General features: G+C 51.7%; 11 protein-coding genes. All 11 read right to left on the minus strand.

Annotated features, from left to right (window positions below; translation table 11 throughout):
- Positions 1 to 18 precede the first annotated feature (18 nt).
- Genes AC0THY_RS17845 through priA form a run of 11 tightly spaced genes read right to left on the minus strand, consistent with a single transcriptional unit; the run spans position 19 to position 11,990 of the window.
- On the minus strand, positions 19 to 699 hold the full coding sequence (locus AC0THY_RS17845) for a thiamine diphosphokinase (RefSeq protein ID WP_489991944.1): 681 nt from the start codon (positions 697 to 699) through the stop codon (positions 19 to 21).
- Positions 686 to 1,351 (minus strand): ribulose-phosphate 3-epimerase, encoded by a 666-nt coding sequence (gene rpe / locus AC0THY_RS17850; protein WP_489991945.1) that lies wholly within the window; start codon positions 1,349 to 1,351, stop codon positions 686 to 688. Before rpe ends, AC0THY_RS17845 begins: the two co-directional genes overlap by 14 nt.
- 1 nt (position 1,352) lies before the next feature.
- Entirely contained in the window at positions 1,353 to 2,231 is an 879-nt protein-coding gene (gene rsgA, locus AC0THY_RS17855; protein WP_489991946.1) for a ribosome small subunit-dependent GTPase A, read from the minus strand.
- Positions 2,232 to 2,235: 4 nt separating this feature from the next.
- Positions 2,236 to 4,413 (minus strand): Stk1 family PASTA domain-containing Ser/Thr kinase, encoded by a 2,178-nt coding sequence (pknB, locus tag AC0THY_RS17860; RefSeq protein ID WP_489991947.1) that lies wholly within the window; start codon positions 4,411 to 4,413, stop codon positions 2,236 to 2,238.
- Complete coding sequence (locus tag AC0THY_RS17865; protein ID WP_489991948.1) at positions 4,407 to 5,150, minus strand: Stp1/IreP family PP2C-type Ser/Thr phosphatase; 744 nt, start codon at positions 5,148 to 5,150, stop codon at positions 4,407 to 4,409. Before AC0THY_RS17865 ends, pknB begins: the two co-directional genes overlap by 7 nt.
- On the minus strand, positions 5,147 to 6,232 hold the full coding sequence (gene rlmN, locus AC0THY_RS17870) for a dual-specificity RNA methyltransferase RlmN (protein ID WP_489991949.1): 1,086 nt from the start codon (positions 6,230 to 6,232) through the stop codon (positions 5,147 to 5,149). Before rlmN ends, AC0THY_RS17865 begins: the two co-directional genes overlap by 4 nt.
- Positions 6,232 to 7,587: a 16S rRNA (cytosine(967)-C(5))-methyltransferase RsmB gene (rsmB, locus tag AC0THY_RS17875; protein WP_489991950.1), complete on the minus strand. Its 1,356-nt coding sequence runs from the start codon at positions 7,585 to 7,587 to the stop codon at positions 6,232 to 6,234. The genes rlmN and rsmB overlap by 1 nt, the downstream gene beginning before the upstream one ends.
- Positions 7,580 to 8,320, minus strand: coding sequence for a zinc metallopeptidase (locus AC0THY_RS17880; RefSeq protein WP_489991951.1), 741 nt, complete (start codon positions 8,318 to 8,320; stop codon positions 7,580 to 7,582). Before AC0THY_RS17880 ends, rsmB begins: the two co-directional genes overlap by 8 nt.
- Positions 8,314 to 9,243, minus strand: coding sequence for a methionyl-tRNA formyltransferase (gene fmt / locus AC0THY_RS17885; protein ID WP_489991952.1), 930 nt, complete (start codon positions 9,241 to 9,243; stop codon positions 8,314 to 8,316). The genes AC0THY_RS17880 and fmt overlap by 7 nt, the downstream gene beginning before the upstream one ends.
- A 4-nt stretch (positions 9,244 to 9,247) precedes the next feature.
- A complete protein-coding gene (gene def, locus AC0THY_RS17890) occupies positions 9,248 to 9,730 on the minus strand; it encodes a peptide deformylase (RefSeq protein ID WP_489991953.1) in 483 nt (160 codons plus the stop codon).
- Positions 9,731 to 9,767: 37 nt separating this feature from the next.
- Positions 9,768 to 11,990 (minus strand): replication restart helicase PriA, encoded by a 2,223-nt coding sequence (priA, locus tag AC0THY_RS17895; RefSeq protein WP_489991954.1) that lies wholly within the window; start codon positions 11,988 to 11,990, stop codon positions 9,768 to 9,770.
- Between the last annotated feature and the right edge of the window lie 5 nt (positions 11,991 to 11,995).

Consider the following 11,995-nt stretch of genomic DNA (forward strand, 5'->3'; position numbering starts at 1 on the left):
CGCCAAAAAACCCTATATTTAGTGGTTTTCATCCCTGCTTTCCACCATAAGTAGCATTCCGTTGTCGAATGACACCTCCCCAGCCTCCCCTGTCAGCTCATTGCTGACGCCGATTGGGTCTGTTCCTGTCATATTATAGTCATTTAGGGGATACCGGAACCCCTTCAGGGTAACACCCCTCACAGTCTCCCCCAGGGCAAAGAAGGAGACATAGTCTCCAAACAGTTCCTCCCTGCGCAGACGAATCCCCCGGTTCAGCAGGCGGATGCGGTTGTGGGCGTCCACCAGAAAGCACTCGATCCCGGATCGCGCAGGCAGCGCCAGGGTTCTTATATTCGCCAGCATATGGTCAACTCTGGCCCCGTTCCCTCCCAGAATGCAGATGTTGTCGCATCTCAGCTTCATAGCCAGCTCAACAGCGATCTGTGTATCAGTCAGGTCCTTTTCCGGGCAAAAGGTGTATATCTCACTCTGTCCCTTTTCCCGAAAATATTCCAGGGCTTCCTCGCCGGAGGAGTCAAAGTCCCCCACTATGTGGGTAGGCGTGAATCCTACACGGCGCAGGAATTCAATTCCCCTGTCTGCCCCAATGAGACAGTCCCAGGTGTTATCCTCTATGAACTGCAGGGCAAAATCCGGCTCAATCCGTCCACCGCTCACAATAAGCGCCCTGCATCCCTTTTTCTTATCTTCTCTCATGATCTTCCAGAATCTTTAGGAAATACCTGACATTTTCTTCCGTATCCCCGCCAAACACCGCGGAACCAGCCACAATCACATTTGCCCCGGCATTCAGTACTTCCGAAACCGTATCCCTGTTGATCCCTCCGTCCACCTCAATGTCCACCGAAAGGCCACGCTCCTCAATCATACCCCGCAGTCTGGCAATCTTTCCAGTACAGTAGGGGATGTATTTCTGTCCTCCGAACCCCGGGTTTACTGTCATCAGCAGCACCATGTCCACCTGATCCAAAACGTACTCCAGAACGCTTAAATCTGTAGCCGGGTTTAAGGATACCCCTGCCTTTTTCCCAAGGCTGTGAATAAGCTGGATGGTACGGTCCAGATGTCTGCAAGCCTCCGCATGGACAGTGATGATGTCAGCCCCGCAGGCGGCAAAATCCGGTATATACCGGTCCGGGTCTGCAATCATCAGATGCACGTCAAACACCGCATCCGTGACGCCCCGCACGGACTGGATAACCGGCATTCCCAGTGAAATACTGGGCACGTAATTTCCGTCCATCACATCTATGTGGATATACTGAGCCCCGGCCCTGTCCGCAGCGGTGATCTCCTCTCCCAGTCTGGAAAAATCCGCTGCCAATATGGATGGTGACAAAATGTTCATTCTAGTACTTCCTCCTATCCTTCAGTTCCTGGTAAAGCGCCACATAGTTATCATAGCGCACCTGACTTATCTTTCCTTCTTTCAACGCCTGCTTTACCCCGCAGTCCGGTTCATGGATATGCATGCAGCCCTGAAAACGGCAGTAAGGCTCATACTCTCCAAACTCTGCAAAGCACTCCTTTAGCTCCTCCTTCTCAAGTCCTTCCATGTACATAGAGCTAAACCCTGGCGTATCCATAATATACGTATTCTCATCAATGGTGATCAGCTCAGAGTGCCGGGTGGTATGCTTCCCACGGTCAATTTTACGGCTGATCTCCCCGGTCTCCATCTCCGCCTTTGGCTGCAGAATATTGATGATAGAAGACTTGCCCACTCCGGAAGGACCGGCCACAGCAGTAGTCTTCCCCTTTAACAATTCCAGAATACAGCCAATCCCTTCATTTTCTAAGGCGCTGGTGAACAACACCCTGCATCCACACTTTTCGTAGATGTCACGCAGCTCATCCGCTTCCTGGCCGGACGCAATATCCTTTTTATTAAAACAAATGATGGTATCCACCTGCTGGTGCTCCATCATGATTAGAAACCGATCCAATAAATTAAAATTCGGCTTTGGCTGCAGAACCGCAAAGATGACCAGCGCCTGATCAATATTAGCCACGGCAGGGCGAATAAGCTGATTTTTCCGGGGCAGTATCCGGGTCATATTCCCGATTCTGTTCTCCTCATCCAGCACATCCAGCTCCACATTGTCGCCCACCAGGGGTTTTGTTTTATCCTTGCGGAAAATTCCCTTTGCCTTACACTCATAAATTCCGGATTCCGCCACGTGAACGTAGTAGAATCCGGCAATTCCTTTTATTATCTTTCCCTGCATGAAATCAATTCACCTGTGTAAACGGAATATCATCATAGCGAACCGTGGTGGTACTTCCGTCATTATTTGTCACATAGATATAAGCAGTTCCAAGACTGTCTGAGGTTCCTGTCCAGGTCAAACGGTATGGGAAGGTCACTGCCTGCCCATCCAATATTGTTGTGGACTTCCCGTCCTGCTCAATCACAATCTTAACGGGCTCCCCGCTGTAATTACTGGGCGCCTTCAGATCCACATTGCAGACGTAGGTTGCATTGGCATTCTGGTTGCCTCCCACATCCTCTGTCTCCAGGGGACCGATGCTCACCGTCAGTTCTATGGTGGTGCCCTTTGTCACTTCTGTTCCTGAAGAAATACTCTGTTTCATGATCAGGCCCTCATCATAGTCTGAGCTGTATTCCTCCGTAATCTCCACATACAGGCCCAAATCCTCCAGCTCGCTTCTGGCCTGGGAGGAGCCTTTTCCCAGAACACTGGGTATATTCACTGTGTCCCCCTCATCCACTGCCTGGGGACCCTTGCTGATTATCACGGTAATGGTATCCCCCTCCGTCACATCAGAGCCGAAGCCAGGTGTGGTGGAAATCACCAGTCCCTCCTCCACCTCACCGCTGTAGGCATACTCTGTGCTGATCTTGAGCTCATACTTTTTCAGCTCCTGCTGTGCCTCCGACAGGGTCATGCCGGAGATATCCGGCAGCGGCACACTCCCGGCCCCTGAGCTGATATAGTAGACAACCGGTGTATTCACAGACACGGAAGTGCCGTACGCGGGGTCCTGCTCTACAATAAGTCCTGCAGGATATTCGCTGGACTCCTTTTCACCGCCATACTTGCCGCCCAGGCCCTGTTTATTCAAAGCCTCGGTAGCCTGATCTCTGGTCATTCCCAGCAGATCCGGAACTGCTACTGTCTCTTCCGTTCCGGCTGAGGTAGCGTCTGTTTCCGTTCCCTCTGTAACTGCTTCCGTATCATTTTTATTTCCGCCTGTGAGGAATTTCAGATCAATCAGCCCCACCGCGCTGCCCACCAGTGTGAGAAAAATCAACAGAATGATCACACCGATCACAATGCTGCCCACTGTCATGAACTTCTCCAGCTTCTTATTGACCCCTGACTTTTCTTCTTCCTCTTCCTCAGGGTAATTCTCATTTCCATAATTTCCCTGGTATCCGTTTCCGTAAGGGCCGTAGTTCTCGTTGCCGTATGCATCCTGCCCGTAAGCGCCGTAACTGCTATCCCCCTGGACCGTTTCGGATGTCTCCTCCCCTTTTCCCTGCTTGATCTGGTCTAACTCCTCCTTGGAGATCACAACCGTCTGCGCATGGTTTGTCAGAGGCATTATCTGGACAAAATCACCCTCCGGGTTTACCAGTGATTCTTTCAGATCCCGGATCAGCTCTTCCATATCATTGTAGCGCCTGTCAGGACTTTTCTGGGTACATTTATATATGATCTGGACTGTGCTCTTTGGCAGATCCGGAACGTATTTCCTTGGGGACTGCATCTCTTCCTGGAGGTGCTTGATGGCAATGGCCACTGTAGTATCCCCGTCAAAAGGCACATGTCCTGTGAGCATCTCGTACATGGTGATACCTAAAGAGTAGATATCGCTCTTGAAATCACTGTAACCGCCCCTTGCCTGTTCCGGGGAACTGTAATGTACGGAACCCATCACATTGGAGCTGATGGTATTGGAGGACGCTGCCCTGGCAATCCCAAAATCCGTCACCTTCACTTTTCCATCCGTGGATATTATGATATTCTGGGGCTTTACATCCCTGTGTACGATGTTGTTGTGATGGGCGGCCTGCAGCCCCATAGATACCTGTATTGCAATGCTGGTGGCTTCCCTGACAGCCAGGCGTCCCTTCTTTTCGATATACTCTTTCAAGGTGATTCCTTCCACCAGTTCCATAACGATGAAATATATCCCGTTGTCATCGCCTACATCATAGACATTTACAATATTCGGATGTGCCAACCCTGCCGCTGACTGGGCTTCTACCCGGAACTTGGAAATAAAAGCTTTGTCATCCCGAAACTCCGGCTTCAGTACTTTTACCGCCACGTAGCGGTTCAGCTTGTGGTCCTTTGCCTTGTACACATCTGCCATTCCGCCGGAACCTATTTTACTTATTATCTCATATCGCTCCTGGATAAACATTCCTTCTTTTAACATCTCTCCACCTCACCTGTCAGCGGCTCTATCAAAACTACCGCAATATTATCCTTGCCTCCGTTCTGATTGGCCTTGCCAATCAATGCCAGAGCTGTCTCCGGCAGATCCCTGCCATCCTTTATGATATCCTCAATTTCTTTATCCTCCAGCATATTGCTCAGGCCGTCGGAGCACATCAAGATCACATCCCCAGGCTCCAGCCTCATATCAAAAAAGTCGATGGAAATCCTGTTTCTGGCCCCAATTGCTCTTGTGATAATATTTTTATCCGGGTGGTTTCTGGCCTGTTCCCGGTTGATTTCTCCGATGCGGACCATCTCTTCCACAAGAGAATGGTCTTTTGTAATCTGTTCAATTTTGTCCCGAATCAGATAGAGGCGGCTGTCCCCAACGTTCGCCACATAGATATAATGACCGATCACAGTGGCTACCACCACTGTAGTACCCATTCCCGCCAGATTTGCATCTTGACTGGCTTTTTCCAACACCTTGGTGTTTGCCTTTTCAATGGCTTTCCGGATGACCTTGATGGGGTTCTGTTCCTTGTCCATGCGGACGCTCTCCAGGATCACCTCCACGGTATAGCGGGACGCCATGTCCCCTGCCTTGTGTCCTCCCATGCCGTCGGCAACAACAAAAAGATTCGGAAGATTTCCCACAGGCTCCTCAGACGCATACACGAAGTCCTGATTCGTTGTCCTTCTTTGCCCTACATCCGTAACGCAGCACGATTTCATCGTTCTTCCTCTCCTTCTTTCTCCAGTATATGTACAGCGTCCCCCTGCTGACGCTGCATATAGCCCTTTCTGAGCTGTCCGCAGGCACCGCTTATGTCCCTGCCCATTTCTCTTCTTATAGTAACATTAATTCCGCATTTTTCAAGTTTATTTTTAAAATTCAAAATAACTTTTTTCTGAGACTGAACGAAATCCCGTTCTTTTATGGGGTTCACAGGGATCAGATTCACATGGCAGTTGATACCCCCAATCAGATCTGCCAGCGCCTTTGCATCCGATTCCCGGTCATTCACACCGCCCACCAGGCTGTACTCAAAGGTGATTCTCCTGCCCGTCCTGTCAAAATAGTACCTGCAGGCGTCAATCACTTCTTCCAGGCCGTACCGGTTAGCCACAGGCATCAGTTCCTTCCTTCTCTCCTGAAAAGCCGCGTGTAAAGACAGAGCCAGGGTTATCTGCAAATCTTCCTCCGCCAGCTGCCGCATCCTTGGAACAATCCCGCAGGTGGAAAGGGTGATGTTTCTCTGGCTGATGTTCAGCCCGTGTTCATCGCTCAGCATGTGCAGGAATTTCACCACATTTTCATAGTTGTCCAGGGGTTCGCCCGTGCCCATAATCACCAAATTAGATACCCTCTCCCCTGTAATCTTCTGAATACGGTAGACCTGGTCCAGCATCTCCGAGACCCGCAGATGTCTGGTCAGGCCCCCGATGGTGGAGGCGCAGAACCTGCATCCCATCCTGCATCCCACCTGGGAAGAGATACACACGGAATTCCCGTGCTTATAGCGCATCAAAACGCTCTCAATCACGTTGCCGTCCTCAAGGGCAAACAGATATTTCTGTGTGCCGTCTATCCTGGAGGTCAGCACCTCCACGGGCTGAAGACAGGTGTAGGTGAAAGCTGCCGCCAGCTTTTCCCGCAGAGCCCTGGAGAGGTTGGTCATCTCCTCAAAGCTTTCGGCCAGCTTTACATGTATCCACTCATAGACCTGTGTTGCCCGAAAGGTCTTCTCCCCCATATCTGCAAGTGCCTGCTGCACCTGGGCATAGTCCAGGGATTTGATATCTGTTCTCTCCATCAATCCACCCTCTTAAATCTCGCAATAAAGAATCCGTCGGTCCTGTGAACCCCCGGGAGCAGCTGCAGGTATCCCGCCTGCGTAGTCTTGCTCCTCAGCTCAGGGCAGAGATAGGGATCAATGCTCTCCAGTTTAAACGGATAATTTTCCAAAAACCACTTGACATTCAGCTGATTTTCCTGAGCGCCGATGGTGCAGGTACTGTAAATCAAAGTGCCGCCCTTTTTCACATAGGAGTGAACCGTATCCAGTATCTTTCGTTGGAGCTTTACCAGCTCCGCCTGCTTTGCAGGTGTCATCTTATACTTAATGTCCGTCTTTCTGCCCATCACTCCCAGCCCGGAGCAAGGCAGATCCGCCAACAGGATATCCGCCTTCTCCACAGAGTTCTGGTCGAAGACAGTGGCATCTGCCAGAACCGCCTCCATATTGATATTTCCGATGCGTTCAATATTTTCTTTCATGAGGCTGACCTTATAGTCGGACACATCCCTGGCCTCCACATGCCCGCTGCCTTTCAGCTGGTCTGATAGGTGAAGGCTTTTTCCGCCAGGGGCGGCGCAGACATCAATGCAGTAATCCCCCCATTTGGGAGCCGCGATCTCCGCCACCAGCATGGAGCTGACATCCTGAACCTGGAACCACCCTTTTTTAAACGCCTCCACAGCCTTCATATAGTTGTAATCCCCTATCTCCAGTGCGTAATCCAGATAAGGCACCTCCTCCACGGTGATGCCCTGGTCTTTTAAGCTCTCTACAATCTCTTCTTTGGTCGCTTTATCCAGATTGCAGCGGATGGAGGTCATACGCTCCCGGTGGGCGTCTTCGCAGATCTTTTCCACCGTTTCAAAATCATAGACCAAGAGCCATTCCTTCAAGATCCACTCAGGCACCGAGTAGGTGACAGATAGATAGGTCACAGGCTGTTTGCGTGCGTCCGGATACTCCACTTTGTCCAGGTTTCTGGCCACACTGCGCAGGACTCCGTTCACAAATCCTTTCAGGCTGTAAAACCCCTTCCTCTGAGCAAGCTTTACCCCCTCATTGCACACAGCGGAATCCGGAACACTGTCCATGTATTTCAGCTGATATACAGACATTCTGAGGATCGTGCGGATCACAGGCTTCATGCTGATGACACGCACTGTGGAAAAGCGTTCAATGATATAGTCCAGCTGAATCATGTTTTCCAAAGTCCCCTCCACCACCCGGGTGATAAAGGACCGGTCCCGCTTCTCCAGATATTGGTACTTCTCCAGCACATCCCGCAGTACAATATGGCTGTATTCTTCCTCCTCCACGATCTCCATCAATGCTAAGAGTATGATCTCCCGCAAATTTATCACATTAGTCACGGTTTCTTCCTCCTGCCAGAATCACAAGGCGCAAAAGCTGCAAAATAGAGGCGGCCAGGCTGGCCACATACGTGAGCGCGGCTGCGGTGAGCACCTTTCTCACCCCGCTGCTCTCTGAACTTCCCAGCACTCCGGTACTCTCCACCAGCTGAACAGCCCGCCTGGACGCATTGATCTCCACCGGCAGGGTGATCAGCTGAAACAGCACTGCCAAACTAAACAGCACAATCCCCGCTGTGGTCAAAAACGGAAGGGAGGCGATGAGGCCCACCAGGAAAATAGGCCAGGCCAGAGTAGATCCCAGATTTGCGGCCGGCACCAGGGCGCTTCTCAGTCCCAGAGGCGCATAGTGTTGCTGGTGCTGGATCGCATGGCCGCACTCATGGGCTGCCACCCCCACAGCCGCCACTGAGGAAGAACCGTAGGTGCTGTCGGACAGGCGCAGGGTCTTGCTTCTGGGATCATAGTGGTCTGTCAGGCTGCCCTGCACCCTGGCAATGCTCACGTCATAGATTCCCGCGCTGTGCAGGATCCGCTCAGCAGCCTGCGCTCCGGTCATCCCCGACACGCTGCGCACCCGCTCGTACTTTGCGAAGGTGCTCTTTACCTTTGCCTGGGCCAAGAGCGACAAAATCAGTCCCACCCAAACCAGTATCATGGTGGGATCAAACAGAAAACCAAAGCCGCCCATTCCGTATCCGTAAAAATGATTTACTCCATAGCTCATCAACATAATTTCGTACCCTCCTTTACTTCACAGCCCCTCAAAAATGCACCTGCATCCATACGTTTTTTCCCTTCCAACTGAAGCTTGCGTATCTCCAGAAGACCTTCCCCGGTCTGTACCAGGATACCCTCTTTCGTTGTCTCTGTCACAGCTCCGGGCTCCCTGTTGGATTCTCCCTGATGCACCTTGGCCTCCCAAATCTTCATAGTCTTTCCATTCAGATGTGTATATGCGCTGGGCCAGGGATTGAGCCCCCGGATCAGGCGTTCGATCTGCACAGCCGGCTTTTCCCAGTCAATACAGCCCATCTCTTTCTTCAGCATTCTGGCATAAGCAGTGGGGGATTCCCCCTGCTTTTGCGGAACAATGGTTTCTTTTTCCAGCCCCTCCAGGGTTTCCAAAAGCAGATTTGCACCAGTGGCGCTCAGTTTCTCAAACAGGCTGCCCCCGGTTTCCTTTTCATCCAGGGGAACTACTGCCTTCATCAGCATGTCTCCTGTGTCCAGCCCTTCATCCATCTGCATGGTCGTCACCCCAGACTCTGTCTCCCCGTCAATGACCGCCCACTGTATGGGCGCCGCGCCCCGGTATTTCGGAAGCAGGGAACCGTGGACATTGATACATCCGTAGGGCTTCAAACTCAGGATTTCCTTTGGTATGATCTGCCCAAAGGCCACCACCACAATCACGTCTGCCTCTATCTGCCCTAACTGACGGATGGTTTCGGGATCTCGTACTTTTTTAGGCTGGAGAACCGGGATACCTGCATGAACCGCAACCTCCTTGACAGGCGGAAACTGCATGGCCTTTCCCCTGCCTTTGGGCTTATCCGGCTGTGTAACCACAGCAGCCACCTGGTGTTTGGACTCAAGCAGAGCCTTTAACGTGCCCACCGCAAAGTCCGGTGTTCCCATAAATATCACTCTCATATGCCTACTCCTCCTCTTCTTCCTCCATAGCGGCCATATCCATCAGCTCGCCCTCCACATGTTCCACAAAAAGGATTCCATCCAAATGTTCACACTCATGGCAGATGGCTCTCGCCAGAAGTCCCTCTCCCTCCAGGACATAGGGTTCCATATTTTCATCCAGGGCCTTAGCTTTTACAAACATGGGTCTGGTCACCTGCCCCGCCTTTCCCGGAAGGCTCAGGCACCCCTCTGTGCCGCACTGCTCCCCGGAGGTCTCCACAATTTGAGGATTGATTAGAATGTGGGGGCCATCTCCCACATCGATCACCACGATTCTTTTCAGGATGCCTACCTGCGGAGCTGCCAACCCCACGCCCATCTCCTCATACATCGTATCCAGCATATCCTGGATGAGATCCCGGGTGCGGCCGTTCATCTCTGTCACCTCTCTGCTCTTTTTTGTGAGTACTTTATCCCCCATGATTCTGATTTTTCTGATTGCCATTTGTACATCCTCCCATCTCTCTATGTTTTCTGCAGTGTCAGTTCATGTCAAACTGTATGCCTATCTTCCGGTAGCCCTCATTCATCTCAATATATTGTTCCACTTTGTTCTTGATCATAGTCAGTATTTTTTCGTCCTCATACTTAAGGTAAATGACTCTGCGATAAATGTCATTGACCTTGGCCACGGTCTCAGGAGCCGGTCCTATTGTCTGGACTCTTCCTTTTTTGATCAAAGCGGTGATAAACTGCTTTAAATACTCCATGGCTTTTTCCAGATATTCTTCTTCCGCCCCCACGCCGTGTATGATCAGCAGGTGGGCAGCGGGAGGATATCCTGCCAGCTTCCGAAACAGAATCTCCTGCTCGTAAAACCCCCGGTAATCCTGTTTCGCAGCAGCAGCCACGCTGTAATTCTCCGGGTCATAAGTCTGTATGACCACTTCCCCGGCCTTTTCTCCGCGTCCCGCCCTGCCTGCCGCCTGGGTCAGCAGCTGAAACGTCCGCTCCCCGGCCCGGTAATCACTCACATGCAGAGACATATCCGCCGCCAGAGCACCCACCAGGGTTACATTGGGGAAATCATGGCCTTTCACAATCATCTGGGTTCCCACCAGAATGTCCGCTTCCTGATTTGCAAAGGCAGACAGGATTTTCTCATGCCCGTCCTTCTCCCTTGTGGTGTCCATGTCCATCCTGAGTATCCTGGCTTTTGGAAATTCATTGCGCACCAGCTCCTCCACCTGCTGAGTTCCAACACGGAATCCCCGCAGAAAGGCAGATCCGCACTGAGGACAGGTCGCTGGCTTCTCTGTCTCATATCCGCAGTAATGGCAGATCATCCTGCCGCTGCTATGAACTGACAGAGACACATCGCAGTGGGGGCAGCGAATTGGTTTTCCGCAAGCCCTGCAGGAGAGGAAACCACTGTAGCCTCTCCTGTTTAAGAAAAGCATGGTCTGCTGCTTCTTGTCAAGCCTCTGCTGTATCATATCTCTCAGCTGTCTGCTTAAAATGGAACGGTTGCCCTCCTTTAACTCCTTTCGCATATCCACAGTGTGAACTCTGGGCAGTACACTCTCTTTTGCCCGTTTTTCCAAAGTAAAGAGAGTATACTCCCCCTTTTTCGCTCTGTAATATGCTTCCACAGAGGGGGTGGCAGATCCCAGAATGACCTTGGCCCCCTCGATCTGCGCCCGCTTTACCGCTGTCTCCCTGGCATGGTAGCGGGGGACAGCTTCACTCTTGTAGCTCTCCTCATGTTCCTCATCAATGATAATAGCGCCTAGGTTTTGGAAAGGGGTGAACAGGGCCGATCTGGGACCGATCATCACATCCAGCTCCCCCTCCCTGGCCCTCACAAACTGGTCATAGCGCTCCCCGGGAGTAAGTCTGGAATTCATTATGGAGACACGCTCACCAAAGCGCCTGTAAAACCGCATCACCGTCTGGTAGGTCAGCGCAATCTCTGGAATCAGCACTATGGCCTGCTGTCCCTTTGAGATAGCCTGGGCAATGATCTCCATATAGACCTCCGTCTTGCCGCTTCCTGTGACCCCGTGGACCAGATACACCGGATGCTTCCTCTCCTCCCACTCCTCCAGGACCGCGTCCACGATCCGCTGCTGTTCCTCATTCAGTCTGAGATGGTAGTCCACAGGCCCTCCGGCGTGCAGGGGATTCCGGTATATAGTACGGACTCTGCTCTTGATCACCCCCTGCTGCTCTAAGGTACGTACAGTGGCTGCCTGAATATTCAGCTTTCCGGTCACAAGCTCCATGGGCAGCTCCCCTTCCTGGGTCAGTGCCTCCAAAAGCCGGTACCTGGCCTTTTGGTTCTTCTTTTTGTAAAATTCCAGCTTCTCCCTGGCCGCCTCCTCATCCAGGAGCAGACAAACGCTTTTCTTCTCCTTGGGCTTTATCCTCTGCTTTACCGGAATCACTGTCTTCAGGGCCTGGATCATGGTAGAACCGTAGTACTCCTTCATCCAAGCGGCCAGCGCTATCAGCCGGGACTCCACCGGGCTTGTATCCGTGAGTACCTCCAGGATCTCTTTCATCTTTTCCAGACTGCAGGCAGGTTCATCCGTAAGGCTCACCACATATCCTTTGATGCGTCTCTCCCCCTTGCCAAAGGGGATCTGAACCACCATTCCCACGCACAGGCTCTGACGCAGATGCTCTGGCACTCGGTATTGAAAGCTCTTATCCAATTTTTCGTGAGTGATATCCACAATCACATCCGCATACAGCTTCTCCATGCATC

The sequence above is a fragment of the Ruminococcus sp. 8Y-12 genome (assembly GCF_058119865.1).

Excerpts from the sequence above, each read along its gene's own strand:
- AC0THY_RS17845 (WP_489991944.1), bottom strand. The coding sequence starts at position 699 with ATGAGAGAAGATAAGAAAAAGGGATGCAGGGCGCTTATTGTGAGCGGT.
- priA (WP_489991954.1), bottom strand. The coding sequence starts at position 11,990 with ATGGAGAAGCTGTATGCGGATGTGATTGTGGATATCACTCACGAAAAA.
- rpe (WP_489991945.1), bottom strand. The coding sequence starts at position 1,351 with ATGAACATTTTGTCACCATCCATATTGGCAGCGGATTTTTCCAGACTG.
- pknB (WP_489991947.1), bottom strand. The coding sequence starts at position 4,413 with ATGTTAAAAGAAGGAATGTTTATCCAGGAGCGATATGAGATAATAAGT.
- def (WP_489991953.1), bottom strand. The coding sequence starts at position 9,730 with ATGGCAATCAGAAAAATCAGAATCATGGGGGATAAAGTACTCACAAAA.
- fmt (WP_489991952.1), bottom strand. The coding sequence starts at position 9,243 with ATGAGAGTGATATTTATGGGAACACCGGACTTTGCGGTGGGCACGTTA.
- AC0THY_RS17865 (WP_489991948.1), bottom strand. The coding sequence starts at position 5,150 with ATGAAATCGTGCTGCGTTACGGATGTAGGGCAAAGAAGGACAACGAAT.
- AC0THY_RS17880 (WP_489991951.1), bottom strand. The coding sequence starts at position 8,320 with ATGTTGATGAGCTATGGAGTAAATCATTTTTACGGATACGGAATGGGC.
- rsgA (WP_489991946.1), bottom strand. The coding sequence starts at position 2,231 with ATGCAGGGAAAGATAATAAAAGGAATTGCCGGATTCTACTACGTTCAC.
- rlmN (WP_489991949.1), bottom strand. The coding sequence starts at position 6,232 with ATGGAGAGAACAGATATCAAATCCCTGGACTATGCCCAGGTGCAGCAG.